Source organism: Curtobacterium uvaldense, assembly GCF_028307415.1.
Taxonomy (GTDB): domain Bacteria; phylum Actinomycetota; class Actinomycetes; order Actinomycetales; family Microbacteriaceae; genus Curtobacterium.
Window position 1 is genome coordinate 13,834 of record NZ_JAQMHU010000001.1, and the last position, 25,387, is coordinate 39,220.

Annotated in this window: 31 protein-coding genes; 17 read left to right on the top strand and 14 right to left on the bottom strand. The window is 73.8% G+C overall.

Going from position 1 to position 25,387, the window contains the following annotated elements:
* Positions 1–6: 6 nt before the first annotated feature.
* Positions 7–582 (bottom strand): VanZ family protein, encoded by a 576-nt coding sequence (locus PIJ49_RS00085; protein ID WP_271825058.1) that lies wholly within the window; start codon positions 580–582, stop codon positions 7–9.
* 72 nt (positions 583–654) lie between these two features.
* Here PIJ49_RS00085 and PIJ49_RS00090 point away from each other — a divergent pair, with 72 nt between their 5' ends.
* Both PIJ49_RS00090 and PIJ49_RS00095 read left to right on the top strand, forming a co-directional pair.
* Positions 655–1,170, top strand: coding sequence for a SecDF P1 head subdomain-containing protein (locus PIJ49_RS00090; protein ID WP_271825059.1), 516 nt, complete (start codon positions 655–657; stop codon positions 1,168–1,170).
* A 159-nt stretch (positions 1,171–1,329) separates the two neighbouring features.
* Complete coding sequence (locus PIJ49_RS00095; RefSeq protein ID WP_271825060.1) at positions 1,330–1,905, top strand: uridine kinase family protein; 576 nt, start codon at positions 1,330–1,332, stop codon at positions 1,903–1,905.
* A 97-nt stretch (positions 1,906–2,002) separates the two neighbouring features.
* Here PIJ49_RS00095 and PIJ49_RS00100 read toward each other — a convergent pair whose 3' ends face one another.
* Positions 2,003–2,557: a VOC family protein gene (locus PIJ49_RS00100; protein WP_209684983.1), complete on the bottom strand. Its 555-nt coding sequence runs from the start codon at positions 2,555–2,557 to the stop codon at positions 2,003–2,005.
* Positions 2,558–2,772: 215 nt separating this feature from the next.
* On the opposite strand from PIJ49_RS00100, the gene PIJ49_RS00105 reads away from it, so the two are divergent.
* From PIJ49_RS00105 to PIJ49_RS00130, 6 genes are all read left to right on the top strand, one after another.
* Positions 2,773–4,335 carry an NCS1 family nucleobase:cation symporter-1 gene (locus PIJ49_RS00105; protein WP_271825061.1) on the top strand — a complete coding sequence of 521 codons (1,563 nt, stop codon included), beginning with the start codon at positions 2,773–2,775 and terminating at the stop codon, positions 4,333–4,335.
* Positions 4,336–4,455: 120 nt separating this feature from the next.
* Positions 4,456–5,232 carry an aspartate/glutamate racemase family protein gene (locus tag PIJ49_RS00110; protein ID WP_209684985.1) on the top strand — a complete coding sequence of 259 codons (777 nt, stop codon included), beginning with the start codon at positions 4,456–4,458 and terminating at the stop codon, positions 5,230–5,232.
* The gene (gene allB, locus PIJ49_RS00115; RefSeq protein ID WP_271825062.1) at positions 5,229–6,635 is read left to right on the top strand and encodes an allantoinase AllB; all 1,407 of its coding nucleotides are present in this window, start codon (positions 5,229–5,231) and stop codon (positions 6,633–6,635) included. The genes PIJ49_RS00110 and allB overlap by 4 nt, the downstream gene beginning before the upstream one ends.
* The gene (gene pucG, locus PIJ49_RS00120; RefSeq protein ID WP_271825063.1) at positions 6,632–7,873 is read left to right on the top strand and encodes a (S)-ureidoglycine--glyoxylate transaminase; all 1,242 of its coding nucleotides are present in this window, start codon (positions 6,632–6,634) and stop codon (positions 7,871–7,873) included. Before allB ends, pucG begins: the two co-directional genes overlap by 4 nt.
* Positions 7,870–9,171, top strand: coding sequence for an allantoate amidohydrolase (locus PIJ49_RS00125; protein ID WP_209684987.1), 1,302 nt, complete (start codon positions 7,870–7,872; stop codon positions 9,169–9,171). Before pucG ends, PIJ49_RS00125 begins: the two co-directional genes overlap by 4 nt.
* Positions 9,168–9,998 carry a MurR/RpiR family transcriptional regulator gene (locus PIJ49_RS00130; protein ID WP_271825064.1) on the top strand — a complete coding sequence of 277 codons (831 nt, stop codon included), beginning with the start codon at positions 9,168–9,170 and terminating at the stop codon, positions 9,996–9,998. Before PIJ49_RS00125 ends, PIJ49_RS00130 begins: the two co-directional genes overlap by 4 nt.
* On the opposite strand, the gene PIJ49_RS00135 is transcribed toward PIJ49_RS00130, so the two are convergent.
* The gene (locus tag PIJ49_RS00135; RefSeq protein WP_271825065.1) at positions 9,965–10,459 is read right to left on the bottom strand and encodes an SRPBCC family protein; all 495 of its coding nucleotides are present in this window, start codon (positions 10,457–10,459) and stop codon (positions 9,965–9,967) included. The two genes, PIJ49_RS00130 and PIJ49_RS00135, sit on opposite strands and share 34 nt — an antisense overlap.
* Positions 10,456–11,028: a GNAT family N-acetyltransferase gene (locus PIJ49_RS00140; protein ID WP_066655430.1), complete on the bottom strand. Its 573-nt coding sequence runs from the start codon at positions 11,026–11,028 to the stop codon at positions 10,456–10,458. The genes PIJ49_RS00135 and PIJ49_RS00140 overlap by 4 nt, the downstream gene beginning before the upstream one ends.
* 45 nt (positions 11,029–11,073) lie before the next feature.
* On the opposite strand from PIJ49_RS00140, the gene PIJ49_RS00145 reads away from it, so the two are divergent.
* From PIJ49_RS00145 to epsC, 3 genes are all read left to right on the top strand, one after another.
* A complete protein-coding gene (locus tag PIJ49_RS00145) occupies positions 11,074–12,108 on the top strand; it encodes a dipeptidase (RefSeq protein WP_271825067.1) in 1,035 nt (344 codons plus the stop codon).
* A gap of 172 nt (positions 12,109–12,280) precedes the next feature.
* Positions 12,281–13,219 carry a cysteine synthase A gene (gene cysK / locus PIJ49_RS00150; protein WP_271825068.1) on the top strand — a complete coding sequence of 313 codons (939 nt, stop codon included), beginning with the start codon at positions 12,281–12,283 and terminating at the stop codon, positions 13,217–13,219.
* Complete coding sequence (gene epsC, locus PIJ49_RS00155; protein WP_271825069.1) at positions 13,216–13,800, top strand: serine O-acetyltransferase EpsC; 585 nt, start codon at positions 13,216–13,218, stop codon at positions 13,798–13,800. Before cysK ends, epsC begins: the two co-directional genes overlap by 4 nt.
* 101 nt (positions 13,801–13,901) lie before the next feature.
* On the opposite strand, the gene PIJ49_RS00160 is transcribed toward epsC, so the two are convergent.
* The gene (locus tag PIJ49_RS00160; RefSeq protein ID WP_200884105.1) at positions 13,902–14,201 is read right to left on the bottom strand and encodes an excalibur calcium-binding domain-containing protein; all 300 of its coding nucleotides are present in this window, start codon (positions 14,199–14,201) and stop codon (positions 13,902–13,904) included.
* Positions 14,202–14,332: 131 nt separating this feature from the next.
* Here PIJ49_RS00160 and PIJ49_RS00165 point away from each other — a divergent pair, with 131 nt between their 5' ends.
* The gene (locus PIJ49_RS00165) at positions 14,333–14,815 is read left to right on the top strand and encodes an MmcQ/YjbR family DNA-binding protein (RefSeq protein WP_271825072.1); all 483 of its coding nucleotides are present in this window, start codon (positions 14,333–14,335) and stop codon (positions 14,813–14,815) included.
* Here PIJ49_RS00165 and PIJ49_RS00170 read toward each other — a convergent pair.
* A complete protein-coding gene (locus PIJ49_RS00170; RefSeq protein WP_271825074.1) occupies positions 14,717–15,352 on the bottom strand; it encodes an MOSC domain-containing protein in 636 nt (211 codons plus the stop codon). The genes PIJ49_RS00165 and PIJ49_RS00170 overlap by 99 nt on opposite strands.
* A 98-nt stretch (positions 15,353–15,450) precedes the next feature.
* Between PIJ49_RS00170 and PIJ49_RS00175 the strand changes: the two genes are divergently transcribed.
* Genes PIJ49_RS00175 through PIJ49_RS00185 form a run of 3 tightly spaced genes read left to right on the top strand, consistent with a single transcriptional unit; the run spans position 15,451 to position 16,975 of the window.
* Positions 15,451–16,005: an RNA polymerase sigma factor gene (locus PIJ49_RS00175; RefSeq protein ID WP_066655417.1), complete on the top strand. Its 555-nt coding sequence runs from the start codon at positions 15,451–15,453 to the stop codon at positions 16,003–16,005.
* The gene (locus PIJ49_RS00180; RefSeq protein WP_271825075.1) at positions 15,996–16,670 is read left to right on the top strand and encodes an Asp23/Gls24 family envelope stress response protein; all 675 of its coding nucleotides are present in this window, start codon (positions 15,996–15,998) and stop codon (positions 16,668–16,670) included. The genes PIJ49_RS00175 and PIJ49_RS00180 overlap by 10 nt, the downstream gene beginning before the upstream one ends.
* Positions 16,667–16,975: a hypothetical protein gene (locus PIJ49_RS00185; RefSeq protein WP_066655412.1), complete on the top strand. Its 309-nt coding sequence runs from the start codon at positions 16,667–16,669 to the stop codon at positions 16,973–16,975. Before PIJ49_RS00180 ends, PIJ49_RS00185 begins: the two co-directional genes overlap by 4 nt.
* A gap of 127 nt (positions 16,976–17,102) precedes the next feature.
* Here the strand turns inward: PIJ49_RS00185 and PIJ49_RS00190 are convergent, their stop codons facing one another.
* The 7 genes from PIJ49_RS00190 to PIJ49_RS00220 all read right to left on the bottom strand — a co-directional run bounded on the left by PIJ49_RS00190 (position 17,103) and on the right by PIJ49_RS00220 (position 22,630).
* Positions 17,103–17,984 carry an aggregation-promoting factor C-terminal-like domain-containing protein gene (locus tag PIJ49_RS00190; RefSeq protein WP_271825076.1) on the bottom strand — a complete coding sequence of 294 codons (882 nt, stop codon included), beginning with the start codon at positions 17,982–17,984 and terminating at the stop codon, positions 17,103–17,105.
* 295 nt (positions 17,985–18,279) lie between these two features.
* A complete protein-coding gene (locus PIJ49_RS00195) occupies positions 18,280–18,741 on the bottom strand; it encodes a MarR family winged helix-turn-helix transcriptional regulator (RefSeq protein ID WP_066658510.1) in 462 nt (153 codons plus the stop codon).
* A 166-nt stretch (positions 18,742–18,907) separates the two neighbouring features.
* Complete coding sequence (locus PIJ49_RS00200; protein WP_081985319.1) at positions 18,908–19,570, bottom strand: GntR family transcriptional regulator; 663 nt, start codon at positions 19,568–19,570, stop codon at positions 18,908–18,910.
* A gap of 107 nt (positions 19,571–19,677) precedes the next feature.
* The gene (locus PIJ49_RS00205) at positions 19,678–20,109 is read right to left on the bottom strand and encodes a DUF1810 domain-containing protein (protein WP_066655400.1); all 432 of its coding nucleotides are present in this window, start codon (positions 20,107–20,109) and stop codon (positions 19,678–19,680) included.
* On the bottom strand, positions 20,106–20,903 hold the full coding sequence (locus PIJ49_RS00210; protein WP_271825077.1) for a DUF2071 domain-containing protein: 798 nt from the start codon (positions 20,901–20,903) through the stop codon (positions 20,106–20,108). The genes PIJ49_RS00205 and PIJ49_RS00210 overlap by 4 nt, the downstream gene beginning before the upstream one ends.
* Positions 20,900–21,298: a DoxX family protein gene (locus PIJ49_RS00215; RefSeq protein ID WP_066655395.1), complete on the bottom strand. Its 399-nt coding sequence runs from the start codon at positions 21,296–21,298 to the stop codon at positions 20,900–20,902. The genes PIJ49_RS00210 and PIJ49_RS00215 overlap by 4 nt, the downstream gene beginning before the upstream one ends.
* A 45-nt stretch (positions 21,299–21,343) precedes the next feature.
* Entirely contained in the window at positions 21,344–22,630 is a 1,287-nt protein-coding gene (locus PIJ49_RS00220) for a bifunctional phosphopantothenoylcysteine decarboxylase/phosphopantothenate synthase (protein WP_271825352.1), read from the bottom strand.
* 65 nt (positions 22,631–22,695) lie between these two features.
* On the opposite strand from PIJ49_RS00220, the gene PIJ49_RS00225 reads away from it, so the two are divergent.
* Together PIJ49_RS00225 and PIJ49_RS00230 are read left to right on the top strand one after the other, a co-directional pair.
* Positions 22,696–23,484 (top strand): NRDE family protein, encoded by a 789-nt coding sequence (locus PIJ49_RS00225; RefSeq protein ID WP_271825079.1) that lies wholly within the window; start codon positions 22,696–22,698, stop codon positions 23,482–23,484.
* A gap of 87 nt (positions 23,485–23,571) precedes the next feature.
* Complete coding sequence (locus PIJ49_RS00230; protein WP_271825081.1) at positions 23,572–24,339, top strand: SGNH/GDSL hydrolase family protein; 768 nt, start codon at positions 23,572–23,574, stop codon at positions 24,337–24,339.
* Positions 24,340–24,397: 58 nt separating this feature from the next.
* Here the strand turns inward: PIJ49_RS00230 and PIJ49_RS00235 are convergent, their stop codons facing one another.
* Entirely contained in the window at positions 24,398–25,327 is a 930-nt protein-coding gene (locus PIJ49_RS00235) for an SDR family oxidoreductase (RefSeq protein WP_271825082.1), read from the bottom strand.
* Between the last annotated feature and the right edge of the window lie 60 nt (positions 25,328–25,387).

Below are 25,387 nucleotides of genomic sequence, written 5' to 3' on the forward strand. Positions count from 1 at the left end.
ACGGTCTCAGGCGACGTGTTCTTCCCTCGGTGCCGGGTGCCAGCGGAAGACGTCGAGGAGACGGGACAGGCCCGGCGTCCGTGACGCCAGGACGAAGACCGCGTAGCCGAGGACCCCACCGACGGTGTTCCAGATGAAGTCGTCGACGTCGGCGACGTGGCCACCGGAGAAGAGCCGCTGCGCAGCAAGCTGCAGCAGTTCGATCGCCAGGCTCACCGCCGCGGCGGCGAGGAGGACCTTCCACCAGGACGGGCGGCGCATCAGGAGCGGGATCAGGACGCCCAGCGGGGCGAACACGACCACGTTGGTCACCGCGTCCGCAGCTTCGTAGTCGGAGAACGGGATCAGCGCCAGCGCTGGCGTCCACGGCTCAGCGTCGGGGAGCGGATCGAGGAACACGGGGAAGACGGTGTTCGCGAGGATGCCCGCGGCGTAGACAGCGATCACCCCAGCGACGGTCGCGCGCTGCCAGGTGAACCGTCCGGACCGGAGCAGGAACACCAGGTGCACGACGAAGACGATGATGCCGAAGACGGATGCAACGGGCAGGGCGGGGACTTCGCCGTACGGAATGTCTGACATCAGCACGACACTACGGGGCAGCCGGAGGACGGGGGACTGTCGTGCGTTCCCGTCGAGTCCTACCCTGGTGCGATGAAGGGTCCACGGTTCACCCGCCTCGCGGCCGCCGCTGGCCTGGTCGCGGTCCTCACCGGTTGCGCGACCCAGGCGCCGCCTGCTGACGGTCCGGCGATGAAGTCGCTGCAGCTCCGAGCCGTCGTGTCGGAGGTCGAGGAGGCGTGCACTGCGCCGCCGGTCACCACTGACGTCGCAGCATCGGCGTGTGACCAGGACGGCGCGACCACCTACCGGTTGGCGAAGTCGCTCGGGTCGATCACGCCGACCTCCGCGCACCGCTCCGACGGTGAGGGTGCGGGCGGGTCGATCGTGTTGCAGTTCGACAGGACCGACAGCGATGTCCTGGCCTCGGCCACCCGCGAGACGATCGACGAGCGCATGGCGATCCTCCTCGACGGCAGGGTGCTCTCGGCACCCCAGGTCATGGAACCCCTCACCGGCGGTGAGGTCACCCTCGCGTTCGGGTCCTCCGCCGAAGCTCGCGAGGTCGACGACCGCCTCCGCGCGACGACGTCCGGGGACTCCCGGTAGCCGGTCCCTCCCGGAACCGCCCGGTGAGAGGGTCGGGCATGCCCACCGTCACTGCGCTGCTCGTCATCGACCTCCGACCAGGTGCAGTTCCGTCCCGGTCGGTGAGCGGAGGCGCACCGGATCGACGTCGGGAGTGACCGCTCCTCGTACACTCGCCGGATGGACCAGGACACCGTCCTCGAGCACATCGCCGAGCGAGCGCGGGTCGTGGGGCACCCGCTGGTCGTCGGCATCTCCGGCTTCTGCGGCTCCGGCAAGTCGACGCTCGCACGCGGCCTCGTCGCAGCACTGCCCGATGCCGTGCGCCTCCGCGGCGACGACTTCCTGGACCCCGCTCGATCGCACCGCCGTTCCTCGGACTGGGACGGGGTGGAGCGCGACCGCCTGGTCTCGACGGTACTGGAACCGTTCCGAGGAGGACGGCCCGGGCACTTCCAGCGGTACGACTGGGCACGGCGGGCCCTCGGTCCCGAGGAACCGCTCCCGCAGGCGAGGATCCTCGTCCTGGACCTCATCGGACTCTTCCACCCCGAGGCGTTGCCCGCGCTCGACGCGACCGTCTGGTGCGACGTCGACCTCGACACCGCAGCTCGCCGCGGTACGGCCCGTGACCGGGCACTCGGCCGGAGTCACGACGCGCTCTGGCGCGACGTCTGGATCCCGAACGACCGGGACTTCGCGCAGCGCTTCGCGCCGCGCGACGCTGCCGACCTGCTCGTCGAGCCGTCCCGCTGACCCGTCCGCCTCTCGACGTGGACGCGACCCGGCGCCCGCAGTGACCGGCGCGGCGGCCGCGAGCCGTGCCTCCAGGCCGTTCACGAGCCGGATGCGGTCAGGCCCGGTCCAGTTGCCGGAGCTGGGCGACGTCCGGCCACGGCGCCCACTTCGCCCGCGGCGCGTGCAGCAGGTACGGCTGCGGCGTCGGGTAGGTGACCAACTCGAGCGTCGACCCCCACGGGGTGCGCGTGTAGACGAACCGGTTGCCCTCCCCGGCCTCCTCGCCGCGCAGCGGCCGCGGGTCCGAGTTGCGGACGGCACCGGCGGACTCCGCGCGTGCGAGGGCTGCGTCGAGGTCGTCGACGTACAGCGCCAGGTGCTGCCACCCGAGGTCCGACGGGTGCGCGGCGGCGCGCTGGTCGGGCCCGCGGTACTCGAAGAGCTCGAGTCCGGGTCCCTCGGGCAGCGCGAGCATGCGGATCGCGCCCTGCGCCATCGACGACGGGATGCCGAGGTAGCGGTGGGCCTCCGGTGTGCCGTTCGGCTCGTCGGTGGTCCGGCGCACGTCGTACAGCACGACGGCGTCGAAGGCGTTCGCGAAGAACGCCGTGGCGGCCTCCACGTCCGGCACGGTGACGCCGACGTGGTCGATCCGGATGCCCGTGGTCATCCCTCGATGATGGAGCCGGTCGGGCGGCCTGGACGGGCTTGGGGCAGGACCTGCGGCGTTCCCTGCGGCATCCCGCAGCTGCCGCCCGGAACGAGCGTTCCAGCGGGCCGTCCGTGTCACACGACCGTTACACGAGGGAAACGGGCGACGCGAAGTGCCTTCGTAGCGTCGTCCTCGAGCGGGGACCCCCGCCGCACACTCCCACGGAGGACGCCTTGGTCACAGAGATCGCGACCCCGGTCGCCGCGCCCCACGCCCCCCGGACGACGACGTCGGCAGCCGCCGGCGCCGGCATCGTCAAGCCCGGGTACGACCCGGCGCTCACCAACGAGGACCTCGCCCCGCTGCGCGAGCAGCGATGGACGAGCTACAACATCTTCGCCTTCTGGATGTCCGACGTGCACTCGGTCGGTGGGTACGTCACCGCCGGCTCGCTCTTCGCGCTCGGCATCGCGAGCTGGCAGGTGCTCGTCGCCCTGGTCGTCGGCATCCTGATCGTGCAGGTGTTCGCGAACCTCGTCGCGAAGCCGTCCCAGCGCACCGGGGTGCCGTACCCGGTCATCAACCGCGCGGTGTTCGGCGTCATCGGGGCGAACGTCCCCGCCGTCATCCGCGGCCTGATCGCGACGGCCTGGTACGGCGTGCAGACCTTCCTCGCCGCGCAGTCGCTCAACATCGTGTTCCTGAAGTTCGTCCCGGGCTCAGCGTCGCTGCTCGACCACTCGTTCCTCGGGCTCTCCGCGCTGGGCTGGATCTCGTACGGCATCCTCTGGGTCGCGCAGGCCGCGCTCTTCTCGATGGGCATGGAGGCGATCCGCCGCTTCATCGACTTCGCCGGTCCGGCCGTCTACGTCGTGATGATCGCGCTCGCCGTCTACCTCGTCGCCCGGGCCGGCATCGGCAACATCTCGCTGACGCTGCACACGGGCGCGCCCATGTCGTTCGGTGCCTCGATCCCGGTCATGCTCTCGGCCGTGGCGATCGTCGTCAGCTACTTCTCCGGTCCGATGCTGAACTTCGGTGACTTCTCGCGCTACGGTCGCTCGTTCCGAGCCGTCAAGCGCGGCAACCTCTGGGGCCTGCCGATCAACTTCCTGTTCTTCTCGGTGCTCACCGTGCTCTGCGCGAGCGCGACGGTCCCGGTGTTCGGCAAGCTCATCACCGACCCGATCGAGACGGTCCAGGCGATCGACGCACCGTTCGCGATCCTGCTCGGCGGCCTGACGTTCGTCACCGCGACGGTCGGCATCAACATCGTCGCGAACTTCATCAGCCCCGCGTTCGACTTCTCGAACGTCGCCCCGCGGAGGATCAGCTGGCGGACGGGCGGCATGATCGCCGCGGTCGGCTCCGTGCTGCTGACGCCGTGGAACTGGTACGGCAACGACCAGGCGATCCTCTACACGCTCGGCATCCTCGGCGCGCTGATCGGCCCGCTGTTCGGGATCCTGATCGCCGGCTACTACCTGGTCGCGAAGCAGCGGGTGGCGGTCGACGACATGTACACGAAGGAGCCCACCGCCCGGTACTGGTACCGCGCGGGCTGGAACCCGAACGCGATGTGGACCCTGCTGCTCGCCGGCGCGGTGTCGGTCGCCAGCGCGGTGCTGCCGCCCGCGACGGGTGTCCTGCCGTGGTTGAGCAACTACAGCTGGTTCATCGGCTGCGGGCTCGGGCTGGTCGTCTTCTGGGCGCTCGAGCGTCGGTCGCCGCGGATGCCGGTGCTGGCATCGGAGGACCCGACGGTCGACGACGGCGCGGCGGCAGGACGCGACTGACCGTCCGCCACACCCCTGCACCGACCCCGGCCGGGAGGCGCGACACGCCTCCCGGCCGGACCGTCGCCGCCCGGGTCCACCACCTCCTCCTCGTCCCCACCCCCGCCTGAGAGGCCCCGCTTGCGCATCCGCGTCGTCAACCCCAACACCACCCCGTCGATGACGGCCTCGATCGGCCGCGCCGCGGCCGCGGTCGCCGGACCCGGCACCGTCGTCGAGGCGGTGACGCCCACCACCGGACCCGCCTCGATCGAGAGTCACTACGAGGAGGCCCTGGCGGTCCCCGGGCTCCTGGAGCAGATCGCGCTCGGCGAGCAGGAGGGTGTCGACGCGTACGTCGTCGCGTGCTTCGGCGACCCGGGTCTCGACGCCGCGCGCGAGCTGGCCGCCGGGCCGGTGCTCGGGATCGCCGAGGCCGGCTTCCACGCCGCTGCGATGCTGGGGCGCCGGTTCGGGGTCGTCACGACGCTGGCGCGCACGACCGGACGGGCGTGGGAGCTCGCGGAGCGCTACGGGTTCGCGTCCCGGGTGACCGAGGTCCGTGCGTGCGAGGTGCCGGTGCTGCAGCTCGACGATCCGACGTCGGGCGCCCGGGAGCTCGTCGTCGAGGAGTGCCGCGCCGTGCTCGCCGGCGGCGCCGATGCGGTGGTGCTCGGCTGCGCGGGCATGGCGGCGTTCTGTGCCGAGGTCTCGCACGAGATCGGTGCGCCGGTGGTCGACGGGGTGGCTGCGGCGACGGTGCTCGCGGAGTCGCTCGTCCGGCTCGGGCTGCGCACGGGCAAGACCGGCGAGTACGCGCCTCCGCCACCGAAGCCGGTGACCGGGCTCCTGTCCGGGTTCACGCTGCAGAGGTCCGACGTCTCCGCGCCGATCGTGCTCGCGGGGGCCTCGGCATGAGCGCCGCGGTGGGCGCCGACCTGGTGCTCCGCGCTCGGCGGGCGTGGGTCGACGGCGTCCTCCGCCCGGCCGCGGTGGTGGTCCGCGACGGCGTGGTCGACGCGGTCCTGCCGTTCGGTGTCGCGGTCGCGGCCTCGCTCGACCGCACCGTGCCCGACGAGCACGTGCTCCTGCCCGGGCTCGTCGACACGCACGTGCACGTCAACGAACCCGGTCGCACCGAATGGGAGGGCTTCGCCTCGGCCACGCGGGCGGCGGCCCTCGGCGGCGTGACCACGATCATCGACATGCCGCTCAACTCGATCCCGGCAACCGTGGACGTCGACGCCCTCGCGGTGAAGCGGGCGAGCGCCGCGGGCCGGGTCGCGGTGGACGTCGGGTTCTGGGGCGGCGCGGTCCCCGCGAACGCCGGAGCACGCGGTCCGCTGCACGACGCCGGGGTCTTCGGCTTCAAGTGCTTCACCGCGCCGAGCGGTGTGGACGAGTTCCCGCACCTCGACCCGGTACAGCTCCGAGCGGCGATCGAGGAGGTCGCCGAGCTCGACGCGCTGCTCATCGTGCACGCCGAGGACCCGGACCACCTCGTGCCGCACGAGACGCTCGGCGGACGGTACGCCGACTTCCTCGCCACCCGTCCGAACAGCGCCGAGCAGTCCGCGGTCGCGCGGGTCCTCGACGGAGCGCGGTCGACGGGTGCCCGCGTGCACGTGCTGCACCTGTCCGACGCCGGGGTCCTCCCGATGATCCGCGCCGCGAAGGCCGACGGGGTCCGGGTGACCGTCGAGACGTGTCCGCACTACCTGGCGTTCGAGGCCGGGTCGATCCCGGACGGCGCGACCGAGTTCAAGTGCTGCCCGCCGATCCGCGACGACGCGAACCGCGACGCGCTCTGGGCGGGGCTGCTCGACGGCACGATCGACTGCGTCGTGTCCGACCACTCGCCGTCGACAGCCGACCTGAAGACCGACGACTGGGGGTCGGCGTGGGGCGGCATCGCCGGACTCCAGGTGGGCTTCCGGGCGGTCTGGACCGAGGCCGTGCGCCGGGGGCTCCCGCTCGAGGCCGTCCTGCCCTGGTTCACGACCGGCCCCGCGGCGATCGTCGGCTTCCACGACCGCGGTCGGATCGCGCCGGGTGCGGTCGCGCACCTCGCCGTCCTCGACCCGGCGGCCGAGGGCGTCGTCGAGGTGTCGGCCCTGGCCCACCGCAATCCGGTGTCCGCGTACGCCGGCCTGCACACGCTCGGGGTCGTCACCGAGACCTGGCTCCGCGGGCGGCTCGTGGCGACGGTCGGCCACGGGGTCACCGCCGTCGAGGGGGTCCTGCTCGACCGCCCCGCGGCGCCGCAACACGCACGAAACGGACGTTTCGCTACGCTCGTTCCCGGAACGGAGGCATCATGACGCAGCCAGTCAACCCACCCGCCCGACTCCTGATGGGACCGGGGCCGATCGACGCCGACCCCCGCGTGCTCCGCGCGCTGTCGACCCCGCTCGTCGGGCAGTACGACCCGTGGATGACGACGACGATGACCGCGACGCAGGAGCTCTACCGCCAGGTCTTCGGGACGCGGAACGACGCCACCGTGCTCGTCGACGGCACGTCGCGCGCGGGCATCGAAGCGGCCCTGGTGTCACTGCTCGCCCCGGGGGACCGGGTGCTCGTGCCGGTCTTCGGACGCTTCGGGCACCTGCTCGCCGAGATCGCGACCCGTGCCGGCGCCGAGGTGCACACCATCGAGACCGAGTGGGGGCAGGTCTTCCCGCCGTCCGTGATCGAGGACGCGGTGCGCCGGGTCCGACCGAAGGTCCTGGCGATCGTGCAGGGCGACACCTCGACGACGATGAACCAGCCGCTCGACGAGCTCGGGGCGATCTGTGACCGGCACGGCGCCCTCCTCTACACCGACGCGACGGCGAGCATCGGCGGCAACCCGCTCGAGACCGACGCTTGGGGCATCGACGTCGTGAGCGCCGGCCTGCAGAAGTGCCTGGGCGGCCCCTCCGGCAGTGCACCGATCACCCTGTCGCCGCGTGCTGTGGCGGTGCTCGACGGCCGCCGCAGCATCGAGGCCGGCATCCGCGAGGCCGACGACGTCGTGTCCGACGACCCGATCCGCTCGAACTACCTCGACCTCGCGATGATCCTCGACTACTGGGGCCCGCGGCGCCTCAACCACCACACCGAGGCCGCGTCGATGCTCTACGCCGCGAACGAGTGCGCCCGCATCCTGCTCGAGGAGGGGCGGGACGCCGTGGTCGAGCGCCACGCGATCGCCGGTCGCGCGATGCTCGCCGGGGTCGAGGCGCTCGGACTGCAGGTGTTCGGTGACGTCGCGCACAAGATGCACAACGTGGTCGCCGTGGAGATCCCGGACGGCGTCGTCGGCGACGAGGTACGGGGCGCGATGCTCGAGGACCACGGCATCGAGATCGGGACCTCGTTCGGGCCGCTGCACGGGCGGGTCTGGCGCATCGGCACGATGGGCTACAACGCCCGCAAGGACACCGTCGTGCGCACGCTGGCCGCCCTCGAACACTGCCTGCGCCGGGCCGGGCACGCCGTCCCGCAGGGTGCCGGGGTCGACGCCGCGCTCGACGTCCACGCCGGCCGCGTCGCGCCGGTCGGGGCAGCCCTGTGACGACGACGACCGGACCCGCGACGGCCGAGGTCCCCGCGGCGCCGACCGCGAGCGCCCGGGCGATCGCCGACGCCGCGACGATCGTCCGGTGGTGCGACGCGCTCGCCGGGATCTCGCAGGACGACGGACGCACCACCCGCGTCTACCTGTCGCCGGAGCACGCCCGGGTGAACGCCGTGGTCGCGGAGTGGATGCGCGACGCCGGACTCCGCACCTGGCAGGACGCCGCGGGCAACCTGCACGGCATCGTCGACGGCGCGACGCCGGACGCACCCGTGCTGCTGCTCGGCTCACACCTCGACACCGTGGTGGACGCCGGCCGGTACGACGGAGTGGTCGGCGTGCTCATGGCGATCCGCACGGTGGCGCGGCTCACGGCCTCCGGCCCGCTGCCCTTCGCGCTGCAGGTGATCGCGTTCTCCGACGAGGAAGGGACGCGCTTCGGCAAGGCACTGTTGGGCTCGTCGGCCGTGGCGGGGGTCTGGGACGACGCGTGGTGGGACCTCGAGGACGGCGACGGTGTCACGCTCCGCCGGGCCTTCACCGACTTCGGGCTCGATCCGGAACGCGTCGGCGAGGCGGCACTGCCCCCGGAGCGGCTCGTCGGCTACCTCGAGGCGCACATCGAGCAGGGCCCCCACCTCGAGCAGGCGGGGCAGGCGCTCGGTGTCGTCACGAGCATCGCGAGCGCCCGGCGGTTCACCGTCGAGGCCGTCGGCGAGGCACGGCACGCCGGCGGCACCCCGTACGAGCGGCGTCACGACGCGCTGCTCGCCGCGGCCGAGGCGGCGCTCGCCGTCGAGCGGATCTGTCGCGCCGAGCAGCACGTCGGCACCGTCGGCACGATGTCCGTCGAGCCCGGGGCGGTCAACGTCGTCCCCGGCCTGGCCCGGTTCAGCGTCGACCTGCGGGGGGAGTTCGACGAGGGACGTGACCGCGTCTGGGAGTCGATCACGGCGGTCTTCGACGAGATCGGAGCCCGTCGTGGCGTGACCGTGTCGCCGACCGAGGTGCACCGTGCCCCGGCGGTGTTCTGTGCCCCGGTGTTGATGGACGCCGTCCGTGCGGGGATCGCCGCGACCGGGGAGGCCACACCAGCGGAGCTCTTCTCGCGCGCCGGGCACGACGCGATGTCCCTCGGGCTGGTCACCGACGTCGCGATGCTGTTCCTGCGCAACCCCGACGGCATCAGCCACCACCCGGACGAGTTCGTCTCCGAGGACGACGTCGCGCTCGGCCTCGACGCGCTGGCCGTCGCCGTCGAGCGCATCGCCGACGACCGTGCGGAGACCCGGTGAGCGCCGCGCCGGACGTCCGTGCCCGGGTGGACGCCGTCTGGGACCGCCTGTCGCCCGCGGAACGCCGGGTCGCCGCGATGGTCCGGCACGATCCGGAGCTGCTGCTCGTCGGCACCTCCGCCGAGCTCGCGGCCGAGTCGGGCACGTCGAAGGCCACCGTCTCGCGGCTCGTCCGGTCCCTGGGGTTCCAGGACGCCGCCGAGGTCCGCCAGGAGCTCATGTCCGCGCGGGGGAGCGGCCTGCCGTGGGCCGCCGAGGACGCCGCGCACGTCGACCAGCGGGCCGTCGAGGCACGCAACCTCGACGCCGCGTTCGCCTCGCTCGCCCGGGCCGACCGCGTCCGGCTCGCCCGCCGGATCGTCCGTGCCCGGCGGGTGCTCGTCTTCGGGGAACGCGGCGCGCACCCCGTCGCCATGCAGCTCCGGTCGCAGCTGGCCCAGGTGCGACCGGACGTCCGGATCGGTCCGGCACCGGGGCAGCGCCTGGGCGAGGAGGTCGCCGACCTCGACCGCCGCGACCTCGTCGTGCTCGTCACGGTCAGGCGGCACGCGGCGGGTGCCGAACGGCTCGTGCGGCACTGTGTCGCGACCGGCGCCGACGTGGTCGTGCTCGGCGACCCGACCGCAGCCGTGATCGCGGCGCCCGCGGCGACCGCGGTGCTCTGCCCGGTGGACTCGCCGTCGGCGTTCGACTCGATGGCGGCGCTCTTCGCGGTCGTCGCAGCGATCGCGAACGACGTGTACGAGGCCTCCGGGCCGGCAGGGCGTGCCCGTGTGGACGCCGTGGCGGCGGCCTACGACGCACTCGGGGAGCTCGCCCCCAGCTGACCGTCCCCGTCCCGCTCGAGCTCGTCGCGCAGCGATGCGTTGCGCGCGGCGATCAACCGCGGCAGGTAGCGGGCGAGCGCTACCCGCTCGGCCAGCCAGCCGAGCGGGCCGAGGGGCGCCCGGAAGACGACCTCGTCGACCATCCGCGTCCCGTCGGCCGACGGCTCGAACCGGTGCTCGTGCCGGAACCGGGCGAACGGACCACGCACCTGCTCGTCGACGAAGCGACCCGGAGCCTCCAGGGCGGTGATCCTGCTCGTCATCGACCAGACGATCCCGAAGTGCCGCGCACGCCACGTGACGCTCTCGCCGAGCCCGATGGTGCCGGACGTCGTCCCGGCCACGGCGCGTTCGTCGGTGTCGGCCATCGAGCGTTCGTGCGCGCCGATGTCGAGCGACAGCGCGAAGACGCGCTCCACCGGAGCGGCGATCTCGGTGACCACCCGGAAGGCGACGGTCACGCGTCCGGCCAGACCTGCGGCACCGTACGGTCGTCGTCGCGCAGCACCGCGGCGAGCAGCTGGTCGTGGCGGGCGCCCCGGTGCACGACGGCCGATCGGGACCGACCCTCGAAGCGCATGCCGATCCGCCGGGCCGTCGCGGACGACGCGGCGTTCGTCCCGAGTGCGCGCCACTGCACCCGCACCAGGCCGAGCCCGTCCGGCGGTGCGGCGAACGCCCACGCCAGCACACGATCGGCGGCCTCGGCCATCAGGCCCTGCCCGCGGCCGTCGGGGTGCAGCGCCCAGCCGATCTCGCCGGCGCCGTCCACGAAGCCGAAGACGCCGACGGTACCGAGCAGCCGGGGGTCCTCCGCACGGCGGATCCCGAAGTCGTACCGGGTGTCGTCACGCCACCCGACCTCGACCAGGTCGAGCCACTGACGGGCCTCGGCGTGCCCGTACGGCACGGGGACCGGGGTGAACGCGATGACGTCCGGGTCGTTCGCGTACGCGATGACGGCCTCCGCATCGGCGGGACCCGGCGCGGAGAGCACGAGCCGGTCGGTCCGGAGCGTCACGGGGAGCACACCGCGAGCCTAGCGACGGCGCGACCACGCGGTAGCGTCGGCGACATGACGTTCGACACCCTCGCCTTCCCGGTCATCGACGGACACAACGACCTCCCGTGGGAGCGCCGCGAGTCGCACGACTCCGGCGTCGAGGGCATCGACCGCGGACAGGGCACGCTGCACACCGACCTGCCGAAGCTCCGGGCCGGCGGGGTCGTGGGCCAGTTCTGGTCGGTGTTCGTGCCGTCGGACGACCCGGACCCGGTGCGCACCACCCTGCAGCAGATCGACACCGCGCACCGGATCATCGCGCGGTACCCCGACGACCTGACCTTCGTCCGCACCGCTGCCGAACTGCGCACCGCCGTCGACGCCGGACGGATCGCGTCGCTGCTCGGCGCCGAGGGCGGGCACTCCATCGGCGACGACCTCGCGGTGCTCCGGTCCTTCGCCCGGCTCGGCGTCCGCTACATGACGCTGACGCACAACGACGACACGACCTGGGCCGACTCGGCCACCGGCGCCCGGGCACACGGCGGCCTGACCGACCGCGGACGCGAGGTCGTCGCCGAGATGGAGCGGATCGGCATGCTCGTCGACCTGTCGCACACCGCGCCGGCGACGATGCGGGACACCCTCGACGTCGCGACGCAGCCGGTCGTCTTCAGCCACTCGTCCACCGTCGCCGTCGACGACCACCCGCGGAACGTGCCCGACGACGTGCTCGCCCGGCTCGCCGACAACGGGGGCGTCGTGATGATCACCTTCGTGCCGAAGTTCGTGTCCCGCGCGTGGGCCGACTGGGAGGAAGCGGGGTCCGAGGGGGAACCGCCGCTCGTCACGGTGGCGGACGTCGCCGACCACGTCGACCACGCCCGTGAGGTCGCGGGCGCGGCCCACCTGGGCCTCGGTGGCGACTACGACGGCACGCCCGTGCTGCCGCCGGACCTGCGGGACGTGTCGCGGTACCCGGTGCTCGCGGAGGAGCTGCGGCGACGCGGCTGGGGTGACGACGACCTGCGGGCGCTCGCCGGGGGGAACGTGCTGCGGATCCTCGAGGCGACGGACGAGCGTTTCGCGCGGAGCGCGCTGCGCTGAGCCGCGCGGGCGCGGGCGCGGTGGGGCAGGGGTGGCCGGGAGGCGCGGTGTGCGCCCGCCGTGTCAAGGGGCGTCATCGACAGGGGAACACCGGGCGCCGTCGCTAGGATCGCGAGCGGACCGCAGCGCCGCCACCGACGGCGTGAGAACTCGACCCGGAGGACGACAACGGATGACCGGCACCATCTACGACAACATCTCGCAGGCGTTCGGCAACACCCCGCTCGTCCGGCTCAACCGCCTGCCGAAGGCCGACGGCGCCGAGGTCCTCGCGAAGCTCGAGTTCTACAACCCGGGCTCGAGCGTCAAGGACCGCCTCGGTGTCGCGATCATCGACGCGGCCGAGGAGTCCGGCGAGCTGCGCCCCGGCGGCACCGTCGTCGAGGGCTCGTCCGGCAACACCGGCATCGCCCTGGCGCTGGTCGGCGCCGCCCGCGGTTACCGCGTCGTCATCACGATGCCCGAGACGATGAGCGTCGAGCGGCGTGCCCTGATCCGTGCCTTCGGCGCCGAAGTCGTCCTGACCCCCGGTTCCGAGGGCATGAAGGGCGCCGTGGCACGCGCGGGCCAGATCGTCGACGAGACCCCCGGCGCGATCCTGGCCCACCAGTTCGAGACGGCCGCGAACGCCGCGATCCACCGCAGGACCACGGCGGAGGAGATCCTCCGCGACACCGAGGGCCACGTCGACGTCTTCGTCGCCGGTGTCGGGACCGGCGGGACGATCACGGGTGTCGGTCAGGTGCTCAAGGAGCGCGTGCCGGGCGTGCAGATCGTCGCCGTCGAGCCGAAGGACTCACCGCTGCTGACCGAGGGCAAGGCGGGGCCGCACAAGATCCAGGGGATCGGCGCCAACTTCGTCCCCGAGGTCCTCGACCGTGACGTCATCGACGAGGTGTTCGACGTCGAGCTCGACGACGCACTCCGGCTCGCCCGCGCGCTCGGCACCGAGGAGGGCATCCTGGCCGGCATCTCGTCGGGCGCGATCATCCACGCCGCCGTCGAGATCGCCGCCCGTCCGGAGAACGCCGGCAAGCGCGTGGTCGCGATCGTGTGCGACACCGGCGAGCGCTACCTGTCGACACCGCTGTTCGAGGGGCTCACTGCGTGACGCGTGCCGTCCGACGCGGCGTGCTGTGGCGGGTCCGCGAGGACCTCGCTGCGGCACGCCGCGGTGACCCCGCTGCCCGGGGTGACCTGGAGAACGCGGTGGTCTACTCGGGGCTGCACGCGATCTGGACCTACCGGTTCACGCACCGGTTGTGGCTCGCGCGTGGTCTCCCTGGATCCCGGTTCGCGGCCCGGGTGGTCGCGCAGGTCGCTCGATCGACCACGGGCATCGAGATCCACCCCGGCGCCCGCATCGGCCGGCGCTTCTTCATCGACCACGGCCTCGGCGTCGTGATCGGGGAGACGGCGGTCATCGGTGACGACGTGCTGGTGTTCCACGGCGTCACGCTCGGCGGGCGCGGGGGCGAGCACGGTCCGGGGCGGCGGCGGCACCCGACCGTGGGTGACCGCGTGGTGCTCGGTGCCGGCTCGTCGCTGATCGGCGCGATCACGATCGGCGCGGACTCCGTGGTCGGCGCGAACACGGTCGTGACGAAGGACGTCCCCGCGGGCTCCGTCGTCACCGGCGTCGCCGGTACGGCCCGGCCGAGGTCGGGGCACGAGGGCGTCCCGACGCTCTGACCGCGGGCGGCCGCGGGCGGCCGCGAGCGCCGGGCGATCGAGCGCCCCGGTCGACCGAGCGGTCCGTCGCCGGGCTGGCCGGCCGCTCGGTCCGTCGGACGTCAGCTCTTCTCGCAGGCGATCCCGTCGCCGTCGCGGTCCATCTTCTTGTTGGCCCCGTAGAGCGCGTCGTCCTTCTTGACGGTGCCCTTGAGTGCGCGGTAGGTGGTCTTCCCGCCGGAGGTCACCCGGTTCTTCGTCACCGACTTCTTCGCGATGCCACCGGAGTACACCTTGTGGACGGCGGTGCAGTTCGCGTAGGTCTTCGGCGCGGCGGAGGCGGTGGTCGCGCCGCCGAGCACGACGGACGCGGCGAGAGCGGTGGTGACGGCGGCGACGCCGAGGCTGTGGATGATGCGCACGGGTTCTTCCCCTGGGACGGGTCGTGACCGCTCGCGCGGCCGCCGCGTCGGGTGCACGGCGGACCGAGCGTACCCGAGCAGCACTCATTCCTTGATCCCCCCGAACGAGGCGTGTGCGGCATGCTGGTGCGATGGACGGCACAGCCCTGCACGAGGTGACCTTCCGGACGGCACTGGCCCTGCCCGCGGTCGAGGAGACGCAGCCCTTCGGCGAGCAGTCCGTCGTCCACAAGGTGGTCGGCCGGATGTTCGTGCTCGCCACGACGTTGCGCGGGGTGCCCATCGTCAACCTGAAGTGCGCGCCGCCGCACGGGGCGGCACTCGTCCGAGACCACGCCGAGATCAGCCCGGGGTGGCACATGGACAAGCGTCACTGGATCACGCTGTCACCGGGGGACGGTCTCGACGAGACCATGGTCGAGGACCTCGTGGCGAACTCGTACGACCTGGTCGTCGCCGGTCTCCCGCGGAACCGGCGCCCCCTCGACCCGGCAGCGCGCCGTCGGGCGGAAGGGTCAGACCCGGCCGCGCGCGAGGACCTTCGCGAGGTCACGGACGACCGTCGGGGCGAGTCGGTCGCCGGAGTCCAGCACCGCGCGGGCCCGCTCGGCTGACGGGCCGGCCGAGATCTCGCCGATCGTGACGCCGTGCTCCGGGCGGTGTGTGACGACCACCGGGTCGCCGGCTGCCACCGGTCCGATGTGCAGGACCCGGAGGTAGGCACCCGGCCGGTTCTCCGCGGCGAACCGCTTCACCCAGCCGGGGATCCCCATCCGGCGGGCGAAGGTCCCGCACGGCACCCGTGGGATGGTCACCTCGAGTTCGAGCGTCTCGCCGATGCGCCACCGCTCGCCCGTGACGGCACCCGTGACGTCGACCCCGCTCGTGCGGAGATTCTCGCCGAACAGCCCGGGTGGGACGTCGCGCTCCAGGGCCTCGGCGAAGTACGCGGCGTCCTCGTCGGCGTAGGCGTACACCGCCTGGTCCTCGCCGCCGTGGTGCTTGCGGTCCGCCTGCACGTCGGCGTGGAGCCCGAGCGGGCGGACACGGACGGGCCCCACGACCGGGCGCTTGTCGATGGCGGTGATGCCGATCGTGCCTGCGTCGCGGAGCAGCTGGTCGACGCGGCAGACGGCGGTGACGTGGCTCATGCCCACATCCTGGCGCACCGGGGTCACGGAGCCGAGCCCACCGTCGTGCGCGGCCACCCGCCCAGACTTCCTCCACCACTGACCGGTAGAAGGGTGGTGTGCCGTACCAGCCCCTCGCCGACCTCGACGACGCCGTCCTCGCGGGCCGCTCGTCCGACGGCGACGTCCGGGCGTTCGAGGTCCTGATCCGGCGGTACACACCCCTGCTCCGGGCCTACGCCCGGCGGACCCTCGGATCGACCGACGAGCTCGACGACGTCGTGCAGGAGACCTTCATCACCGCGTGGAACCGGCTCGACGCGCTCGACGACGGCGCCAAGGTCAAGTCGTGGCTCATGCGGATCCTCAGTCGCAAGTGCATCGACCGCATCCGGGCGCGGCGCGAGCACCTCGACGTCACCGAGCTCGAGGTCGCGGCACCGCGGGACGACGCTCCCGAGCGGGTCGCCGAGGCTCGGTCCCGCGAGGAGGCGGTCGAGACCGCCCTCGCCGAGCTCCCCGAGGCGCAGCGGCGGTGCTGGGTGATGAAGGAGATGCTCGAGTACCGCTACGAGGACATCGCCGAGGAGCTCGACCTGCCGGTGTCGACCGTGCGTGGCCTGCTCTCGCGTGCGAGGAAGAACATGATCCGTCTCATGGAGGCATGGCGATGACCGGACCCGACCGCACGCGCCCCGACGACGTACCGCTCGACGCGCTCGAACCCGAGGACCTCGACGGCCACACCATCGACGAGCTCGCGGACTACCTGGACGCCGGGATGCAACCGGCCGACCCGAGCATCGACGACTCCGCGGCGTGCCAGAACGCGCTCGCCGCACTCGTCCGGCTCCGACAGTCGTCCCTCGGCTCGCTCGACACCGCCGCTGCTCAGGAGGCACCCGCGGACGAGTCGTGGATCGGCGGTGTCCTGGCGAACATCTCGCTCGAGGCCCGCGCCGGTCGCGACGTCCCGCTGCGCCCGTCCGTCCCGACCGAGCGTCCCGTGATGACCGAGGGAGCCATCCGGTCCCTGGTCCGGACGGCCGGGGACGTCGTCCCCGGTGTCGTGATCGCCCGCTGCGCGCTGCAGGGCGACGTCACGCTGCTCGATGCACCCGTCCGGGTCCTGGTCGAGCTGGCGATCCGGTCCGGGGCACCGATCCACGCCACCGCCGAGCACGTCCGCCAGGCCGTCGCCGAGATCCTCGCCGAGCAGACCGACCTCCGTGTCGCGGCGATCGACGTGCACGTCCGTGACCTCCTGCCCCCGCTCCCGCCCGCGCACGACGGGGACCAGGCAGCGCCAGGAGCGACCGACGAGGAGGGCCGCGCATGAGCATCGACGACGAGACGGCCGCGGCGATCGAGGCCGCGGTCCTCGCGGCGCCCGGCGTCGCCGACCTGTACCGTGCGCGGCCGACCCTCGGCAGCGCGGTCGAGTCCGCCCGGCGGCTCGCCTCGCGTGCGCCGGTGTCCCGGGTGGTGCTCGACGACGACGTCCTCCGCGTCGTCATCGGCACCGACGGATCGGCTCCCGCGCGGGCTGCGGCGCGTGCGGCGCACGACGCCGCGCTCCGCGTCGCGAGCGAGCGCGGGCTCGCGCTCGGCCGCGTGGACGTGCGCATCGCGCGCGTCGGCTGACCGGACGGGCTCGCTCGCACGGCGGCAGGGCGACGACGACGGACCACGGGACGGACGGGAGGCACGGCGCCCGCCGGCACCGTGCCTCCCGTCCGTCATCCGGTGACGCCCGTCACCCGCTCGCGGCTCAGTAGAAGTTGTTCGCCTGCGAGTGGGCCCACGCGGCACAGGGCGTGCCGTAGGCCGCGCTGATGTACCGCAGCCCCCAGGTGATCTGGGTGGTGGCGTTGGTCTGCCAGTCGGCCGCGACCGTGGCCATCTTCGAGCCGGGGAGCGCCTGCGGGATGCCCGTCGCGCCACCGTTCGGGTTGACGGCCCGGTAGTTCCAGCCGGACTCCTTGGTCCACAGGTTGTCGAGGCACTGGAACTGCGCGGAGCCCCAGCCGTACTGCGACGACGCCATCGAGGACGCCGTGGCCTTGGCGCCGGCGACGGTGTTCGCAGCGGCGAGGCGCTCGGCTGCTGCCGCGGCCTCCGCTGCCGCACGCTCGGCTGCGGCCTTCGCCTCGGCGTCGGCCTTCGCCTGCGCTGCTGCCGCTGCCGCCGCGTCGGCGTCCGCCTTGTCCTGGGACGCGCTCTCGTCGGCGACCTGCGTCGTGGCGTCGACGGTCGAGGCGATGCGGGTGGTGATCGCGGAGCCGGACATGCCGCGGTAGTCCGACAGGGCTGCGACCTGGCGTTCGAGGGCGCGCGTGTCGGTCTTGTCGTTCGCGTCGGCGAGCACCGTGCGGGCGGTCGCGATGGTCGCGGCGGCCTGGGCGCGGTCGAGGTCCGCGCCGTGCAGCGCGGGGGTGGCCGAGGCGCTCGCGGAGGGGACGCCGATGGCCTCGCCGATGGCCGGCTGTGTGCCGACGGTGGCGAGTCCGCCGACGAGGGCGACGGCGGCAACGCCCCCGACGACGAGGGCGGAGCGACTGCGGAGCGCACGGCGGACACGGCGGCTCGGGGTGTCGAGCGCCTGGCGTCGGGTGGTCGCGGTGATGGGGGCTTCGGGGGTGGTTCGCGTCATCGGTTCCGGTGGTCGGCCGGCTGGAGGGCGACTCCCGGGCACGCCGGATCGGGCACGCGGGTGTGGGGGAGCGTGCACGACCGTCGGGACGGCCGTCGTGGGGGAGCCGCGAGCCGGGGGAGGACCGGACGGTGGTGTGGGGCCCGTCCGTCCGCCGCTGGGCGACCGGGTGGCCGCCTGCTCGGGCGAAGCCGTCACGATGACGTGTCAGCCTGGACAGCCCGTCCGGAAGCCCTGGCAGAACCGTCCGTCCACCCCTTGGTAACGGTTCGGTAACGGTGCTGACGCCGCCGGATCAGCGCCCGGAGGTGTGTGCTTCCTGGGAGCGCTCGCCCTGGCCGATTCGTTCGAGGGCGGCGAGGGCGGCGGCGATGGAGTCGACGTCGTCGTCGGGCAGGTCCGCGATGAGCCCGGCGACGATGCCGGTGCGGTCGGAGCGGGCCCGTTCGACGGCAGCGATGCCAGCGGGGGTGGCCGACACCATGAACGCCCGGCCGTCCCGCGGGTCCGCCTCGCGTTCGATGAAGCCGCGCTGCTCGAGCTCGGTGAGGATGCGCGTCATCGTGGGCTTCGTGACGACCTCGATCCGCGACAGGTCGCCGGGGCGCAGGGGTCCCTCGGCCTGGATCGTCGCGAGTGCGGAGACGAGCCCGTAGCCCAGCGCGGCCGAGTCGGTGCGCGCGCGGCGGTTGATGCGTCCGACGGCGGCGGCGAGGCGCGCGGCGATCTCGGTGCGGTCCGGCTGGCGGTGGCTCATGCGGTGCTCCCGGGTCGTCGGGTCGAGGCTGTTCGAGCGGGTCGGAGCGATGCTACCGGTCCCCACGGGCGGGTGACCGAGTGCCGTGCGGGGTGCTGACGCCGGGTGCGTGAACGCCCGTCCCGAGGTCCGGGACGGGCGTTCCTGTACGACGTGACAGGTGCGCTCAGCTGGAGCGGTGCCGCTTCTCGCCCGGGAGCAGGTGGATCGCCTCGGTCGCGAGTTCGGCGGCGATGTTGTCACCGCTCTCGGTCGCGTCGCGCAGCCGGCGGAAGTCCGCGGTCAGCTGGTCCCAGTCGATGAGCTCGTCGAGGTTCGGCAGGCGCAGGCGGAACGCGAGACCGTCGGTCGTGTCGCGGCACACCCGCTGCAGGTTCTCGTTGCCGCAGGCGTCGACGTACAGCCCGAAGACCGAGAGCGCGTCGTGGTTGACGGCGGGGACGTCGTGCGCGTCGAGCTCGGTGATCGTGCGGTCGAGCTGCGCCAGGATCTTCTTCCGCGTCGGTGCCGTGAGCCGGGGGACGGCCAGCCGGACGACCCCGCCGAACAGCACGCCGAGGGTCTGCATCGCCTCGACCACCTCCTCGGCCTTCGGGGTGGTGACCCGGGTGTACCGGTTCGGTGCCATCTCGATGAGACCGGCGCGGGCGAGCTGGCTGAGGGCCTCGCGGATCGGGGTGCGGGAGACGCCGAGCCAGGCGATGAGCTCGTCGTCGTTGAGGCGTTCACCGGGCTCGAGCGTGCCGTCCATGATCGCGGCGTGGATCTTGTGGCGGACGGTGTCGCGGAGCAGCTGGTGCTCGGTGGGGGCGCTGCTGGGGACCGGCATGCGGGTGTCCTCGTTCTCGGTGGACGGTCGGGAGCGCCGGACCGGTCGGTGTCGACGCCTGATCACCGTACCTGATATGTGAACGGTCGTCCGTCGGTCGCCGTGCCTCAGGTGGCGTCGAGCAGCCGGACCGTCACCGGGTCCTCGGTCCCGTCGAACCACCGGTCCAGCAGGGCACGGAACGGAGCCGGGTCCTCGGCGGCCCTGGCGAACAGGGTCGCCGACGACCGCGCCTTCAGCGCGTCGATCCCACCGAACAGGTCGTCCGCGCTCCGGGCCGGTGCGTCGACGACGGTGCGGGCAGCCTCGAGCAGGCGCGGACCGAGCACGGGGTGCGCCAGGAACGCCCGCGCCTCGGCGAGCCCCTCGATCGCGTACCGCTGCGCCGTCGCACTGCGCCCGAGGCCGGCGAGCTGCGGGAACACGAACCACATCCAGTGCGACCGCTTCCGGCCGGCCGCCAGCTCCGCGAGTGCCTGCTCGTGGACGCCCTCCTGCGCACGCACGAACCGGTCGAGGTCGAACGGGTCGTCGCTCACCGGACCACCTCGCCCCACGCGTAGCGCACGCTCGTCGCGTCCACGACGAGCAGTGAGTCGGGGTCGCGGTCGAGGAGCCCGGGCAGCCCGACGGCGTCCGGCAGGTCGCCCTCGAGCCGCTCGAGCCGGGCGCTGCGGACGGTCAGCGGCGCGTGCTGCCGCTGCCAGAAGAGCGTCTGCGCCAGGTGCCGCGCGTGGATGCCGGCGCGCGTGGTGAGCGCGGCGGCGAGCGGCGTGTCCACGACGTCGCCCGCGGTGACCCGGACGAGGACGTCGTGCCGCGGGCGGGGTCGCGGCGGGCGTGCGTTCCCCGCGTGCACGAGCGCCCGCGCCCAGCGGACCGGGTGCACCGCCCGGGCCGGGTGCCGGACCGACCGGTGGTCGAGGGTGTCCCCGCGACGCGTCGCCCGGACGTGGGAGAACGTGTACGGCACGCCGAGCAGCGTGTTCGCGGCGACGATGGCGGGGACGTGGCCGGTGTCGACCGTGCGGTAGACGATGCCGTGGCGACCCCTGGTGTCGACGGTCGGGATCTCGATCGTGACCTCGGTCATCGAACCGAGTCGTCGTGAGGGCGGGAACGGCGGGAGGGCCGTCTCGCGGAACACGTAGGCGGTCAGACCCACCCACGCGCTGCCGTCGACCACGTCGGGCCGGGTGCCGCGTGGCACGAGCCGGGCGAGCGAGGCCGGGTCCCGCCGCCAGTGCGCGAACACGATGTCCTCCCACGCGTGCACGGCGACGGGCCGGTGCACGAGCGGGACCGCCGCCCGCTGTCGGACCGCGTCGGTCACCGTCGTGGCGCGTGTCGTCCGACGCGCACGGCCCAGGCCACGAGCGGCGCCTGCAGCGGGAGCCGCGCGACGCCGACCAGCCGTGCGGCGCGCCCTGCGCGTGGGCTGTCGAGGAGGTCGGCGGCCATCTTGACGTTCGCGGGGAAGACCGCCAGGAACAGTGCCGCTGCCGCCCAGCCGGACGCGCGACGGGTGGCCGGCACGGCGAGCCCGGCGGCGATGCCGAGCTCGGCCACGCCGGAGGCGACCGTGGTCAGGCGCGGGGGGAGGCCCTCCGGCACGATCCGGTCGTAGCCCCGCGGGCGCAGGAAGTGGGTGACGCCGGCTCCGCCGAGGAGCACGGCGAGCATGGTGGCGGTCCGGGTGGCACGTCGGGCGCGCTCGCGTCGTCGCATGCGCCCATCGTGCACGCCCTCGCCCGAGCGGGTGTCGGGCGTCGCTCAGGTCAGGGCGGTCGCGACGAGGTCGAGCACCGCCGTGGCGACGTCCGCCTTGCTGCCGGAGGTCTCCCGGACGACGTCGCCGCCGGGCACGAGCACCTCGATCGCGTTCTCCTCGCGTTCGAAGCCCGCGTGCCACCCGACGTGGTTCACGACGAGCAGGTCGGCCGGCTTCCGGGCGATCTTGGCGCGTCCGAGGGCGATCCGGGCCTCTCTGTCGGGCTCGGTCTCCGCGGCGAACCCGACGATGACCTGCCCCGTGCGGCGTGCTCGGACGAGGTCGGCCAGCACGTCGGGGTTGCGGACGAGCTCGAGGGTCATGGTGTCGCCCTGGTCGTCCTTCTTCAGCTTGTCGGGGCGGACCTCGGCCGGTCGGTAGTCCGCGACCGCGGCGGTCATCACCACCACGTCGGCGTCGACCGCCGCGGCGTGCACCGCGTCGGCGAGTTCCTGGGCGGACCCGACGGGCACCACGGTCGCACCGAGCTCCGCGGTGAGCCCGGCGTCCACGTTCGCGGCGACGAGCGTCACGGTCGCGCCGCGTCGGACGGCATCCGCGGCGATCGCCACGCCCTGGCGTCCGCTCGACCGGTTGCCGACGAAGCGCACCGGGTCGAACGGCTCGCGCGTCCCTCCCGCGCTCACGACGACACGCACCCCGGCGAGGTCGCCCTGGTCGCCCCGCGCCCCCGTCCCCGACCCCGCTGCGGCACCGGCCGGGAGGCCCGCCCCGCCCGGGTCCCGTCGGCCCGCCTCGGTCGGTCGGTCGAGCACCGCCAGCGCCGCGGCCGCGATGTCCTCGGGTTCCGCCATCCGGCCGATCCCGGCGTCGTCACCCGTCAGCGCGCCGACCACCGGCCCGACGAAGTGCACCCCGCGGTCGCGCAGGGTCCGGACGTTCGCCCGGGTCGCGGGGTGCTCCCACATCTGCGGGTGCATCGCGGGGGCGACCACCACGGGCGCCTCGGTCGCGAGCAGCGTCGTCCCGAGCAGGTCCCCGGCGAGTCCGTGGGCCATCCGCGCCAGGGAGTCGGCGGTCGCGGGCGCGACGACGACCAGGTCCGCCCGGCGTCCGAGCGCCACGTGCCGCACCTCGGCCACGTCGTCCCAGACGCTCGTCGTGACCGGGTTCCGGCTCAGCGCCTCGAGCGTCGGCAGTCCGACGAAGCGGAGTGCACCCTCGGTCGGGACGACGTGCACGTCGTGGCCGCGCTTGACGAGGTCGCGGACGACCCCCACGGCCTTGTAGGCGGCGATGCCCCCGGTGATCCCGACGACGACGGACAGACGGCGACCTGCTGCAGCATCCACGTCGGTCACGCTACCCGGACGGCCGTGCGAGGATCGAGCCCATGTGCACCGTCGTCGTCCGCGTCGACCCCGGCGCCGCGTGGCCCGTCACCGTGCTGGCGCTCCGTGACGAGTCGCCCGACCGTCCCTGGGACCCGCCCGCCGCCTGGTGGCCCGAGCTCGACCCCGCCGTCCGGGGTGTGCGCGACCGGTCGGCCGGCGGAGCGTGGCTCGCCGCGTCCGACGCCGCGGGGCTCGCCGTCGTGCTGAACCGTGCCGAACCGGTGCCGAGCGACGACGGCACCTGGACCACCCGCGGCGTGCTGCCGCTCGACGCGCTGACCGGCGCGGCGCCGGGCGCGGGCGGCTCGCTCCCGACCACGCGTGCGTTCAACCTGGTACGGGCCACGGCCGAGGGCGCCGCCGTCGACACCTGGGACGGCGGGGCGGTGCGGACGACCCTGCTCGAGCCCGGCGTGCACATGGTGACCCACGGAGCCCCGGACGACCCCGCCGCGCCGCGGGTCGGCCGGTGGCTCGAGGCCTTCCGCGCGGCCCCGGCGCCGGCCGGACCGCCGGCGCTCGGCCCGTTCGACGAACTCCGCACCGCCGACCTCGGTGACGACGCGGGCGACGGCTGGAGCGGCTGGTTCGGCGTGCTCGCCGACTCCGCGGCCCTGCCCCCGGACCACCCGGACGCGATCCTGCGCGACGCGGTCGAGCCGGACGGCCACGTCGCGACGCTGTCCGTCGTCGCCGCCGCGGTCGGGCCCGGTCGGACGGTGCTGCAGCACGCGCGGCTCGCCCACCCGGGACGCCTCGACGGCTCGGTGGAGCTGCACCGGGCGTGAGCGTCCCGCCCGGACGTCCCCGATGCTGTGAGGAGCAGCAGCGCACCGGCCGGTCCCGCCGTGGTCCGGCGGCGTACGGTCCCCGTCGTGACCCCGACCACACGGCCGTCCCCGCGCACCGTCGCGGGCATCGGTGACCCTGCTCCGCGGCGCCGTCCCCGCGGTCGAGCCGTCCTCGCGGCGACGCTCGCCGCCCTCACCGCGCTCGCCCTCGTCGGCTGCAGCGAGGACTCCTCGGTGGCCGCGGCCTCCTCGCCGAGCCCGACCGGCCGCGCCTGGGACCACGCCCCGGGGGAGCGGATCGTCGTCATCGGCGACTCGGTGAGCGGCGGCCACGGCCTGACGCCGGAGCAGGCCTGGCCCGCGCTCCTCGCCCGGACCGAACGGTGGCAGCTGACGAACCTGTCCTGCGACGGGGCCGGCGTCGTCGCCACGGGGGACCCGGACGCGTGCGCCAGTGCCTACCCGGGGCTCGTCAAGCGTGCGGTCGACCTGCGCCCCCGGGTCGTCTTCGTGCAGGCGAGCTCGAACGACCTGGGCGAGGACGACGCACAGGTGACGAGCGCCACCGACCAGCTCGTGGCCCTCGTCCACCGCGACCTGCCCGGAGCCCGGGTGGTGGGGCTGAGCGCCGTGTGGAACGAGCAGGCCCCGCCGGCGCAGCTGGCGACGATCTCGCACGCCCTGCAGCGGGCGACCCGGCGCGACGGCGGCACCTACGTCGACATCGGGCAGCCGCTGTCCGGCCACCCGGAGTGGATGCAGTCCGACGACGTGCACCCGACCGCCCGCGGACAGCGTGCCCTCGAGGCGGGGGTGATCGACGCGTTCGCACGCGACCACCTGCGGTTCTGACGCCGACGGGACGCGGTCGGGTCGTGCCTCCCGGCCGGTGCGGGTGCCGAGCCAGCGGTCAGGCGGGCGCGTGCGTGTCGGTGAGGTCCTCGGCGACCGCCCAGAGCGACCGGGCGAGGTCCGCACTGCGCGCCGAGCGCGGCACCGAGACCGTCGTGGTCGGTCCGGTCAGGCCCCCGAACCCGGACGGCCCGTAGTAGGCCCCGCCGACCGCGGCCGGACCGACGGCGGCGTACAGGAGCGGCTCCGCGCCCTGCTCCACCGCCTGCGTGAAGGGGAGCGCGCGGTCGCTCGCGCGGACCGGACGCGACCGGCCGAGCGAGCGGCCGGTGGACTGCAGGTTCGTGCGCGTGTAGCCGGGGTGGGCCGCCGTGCTGACGAGTGGCCAGTCCCGCTCGACGGACAGCCGGTGCAGGTGCAGCGCGAGGAGCAGGTCGGCCAGCTTGGACTGCGAGTAGGCCCGCCAGCCGTTGTAGCCGCGCTCCCACTGCGGGTCGGTGAAGCGGATGCTGCCGGGGATGGCGGCGAGGCTCGACATCGTCGCGACGCGCGGGGGCCGGGCGTCGTCGCTGCCCGCGGCCGTGCCGAGCAACGTCGGCAGCAGCAGGTTCGTGAGCGCCAGGTGACCCAGGAAGTTCGTGCCGAACTGCAGCTCGAAGCCGTCGGCGGTCTCGAAGCGCTCGGGCGGGGCCATCACGCCGGCGTTGTTCACCAGCACGTGCAGGGGGCGACCGTCGTCGGCGATGCCCGTGGCGAACCGGCGGACGCTGGCGAGGTCGGCGAGGTCGAGCTCGCGCACCTCGAGGTCGGCGCCCGGGTGCTCCCGGCGGATCTCGGTCGCGGCGTCCTCGCCCTTCGCGGTGGTGCGGACGGCGAGCACGACGCTCGCGCCGGCACCGGCGAGCCGCTTCGCGGTCTCCTTGCCCGTGCCGCTGTTCGCGCCGGTCACGACGATGCGACGGCCGGTCTGGTCGGGGATGTTCGCCATGCGCGGCACGGTACGCCGGCGGTCTGGTGACCCGCCGGGCGCGCGCCGTCGGGGCTGTAC

What these genes read in the sequence shown, in the direction of transcription:
- PIJ49_RS00225 (WP_271825079.1), top strand. Translation starts at nt 22,696, where the DNA reads ATGTGCACCGTCGTCGTCCGCGTCGACCCCGGCGCCGCGTGGCCCGTC.
- PIJ49_RS00085 (WP_271825058.1), bottom strand. Translation starts at nt 582, where the DNA reads ATGTCAGACATTCCGTACGGCGAAGTCCCCGCCCTGCCCGTTGCATCC.
- PIJ49_RS00100 (WP_209684983.1), bottom strand. Translation starts at nt 2,557, where the DNA reads ATGACCACGGGCATCCGGATCGACCACGTCGGCGTCACCGTGCCGGAC.
- PIJ49_RS00200 (WP_081985319.1), bottom strand. Translation starts at nt 19,570, where the DNA reads ATGCCGGTCCCCAGCAGCGCCCCCACCGAGCACCAGCTGCTCCGCGAC.
- PIJ49_RS00195 (WP_066658510.1), bottom strand. Translation starts at nt 18,741, where the DNA reads ATGAGCCACCGCCAGCCGGACCGCACCGAGATCGCCGCGCGCCTCGCC.
- PIJ49_RS00170 (WP_271825074.1), bottom strand. Translation starts at nt 15,352, where the DNA reads ATGAGCCACGTCACCGCCGTCTGCCGCGTCGACCAGCTGCTCCGCGAC.
- PIJ49_RS00215 (WP_066655395.1), bottom strand. Translation starts at nt 21,298, where the DNA reads ATGCGACGACGCGAGCGCGCCCGACGTGCCACCCGGACCGCCACCATG.
- PIJ49_RS00190 (WP_271825076.1), bottom strand. Translation starts at nt 17,984, where the DNA reads ATGACGCGAACCACCCCCGAAGCCCCCATCACCGCGACCACCCGACGC.
- pucG (WP_271825063.1), top strand. Translation starts at nt 6,632, where the DNA reads ATGACGCAGCCAGTCAACCCACCCGCCCGACTCCTGATGGGACCGGGG.
- PIJ49_RS00165 (WP_271825072.1), top strand. Translation starts at nt 14,333, where the DNA reads ATGGACGGCACAGCCCTGCACGAGGTGACCTTCCGGACGGCACTGGCC.
- PIJ49_RS00235 (WP_271825082.1), bottom strand. Translation starts at nt 25,327, where the DNA reads ATGGCGAACATCCCCGACCAGACCGGCCGTCGCATCGTCGTGACCGGC.
- allB (WP_271825062.1), top strand. Translation starts at nt 5,229, where the DNA reads ATGAGCGCCGCGGTGGGCGCCGACCTGGTGCTCCGCGCTCGGCGGGCG.
- cysK (WP_271825068.1), top strand. Translation starts at nt 12,281, where the DNA reads ATGACCGGCACCATCTACGACAACATCTCGCAGGCGTTCGGCAACACC.
- PIJ49_RS00095 (WP_271825060.1), top strand. Translation starts at nt 1,330, where the DNA reads ATGGACCAGGACACCGTCCTCGAGCACATCGCCGAGCGAGCGCGGGTC.
- PIJ49_RS00185 (WP_066655412.1), top strand. Translation starts at nt 16,667, where the DNA reads ATGAGCATCGACGACGAGACGGCCGCGGCGATCGAGGCCGCGGTCCTC.
- PIJ49_RS00145 (WP_271825067.1), top strand. Translation starts at nt 11,074, where the DNA reads ATGACGTTCGACACCCTCGCCTTCCCGGTCATCGACGGACACAACGAC.
- PIJ49_RS00180 (WP_271825075.1), top strand. Translation starts at nt 15,996, where the DNA reads ATGGCGATGACCGGACCCGACCGCACGCGCCCCGACGACGTACCGCTC.
- PIJ49_RS00090 (WP_271825059.1), top strand. Translation starts at nt 655, where the DNA reads ATGAAGGGTCCACGGTTCACCCGCCTCGCGGCCGCCGCTGGCCTGGTC.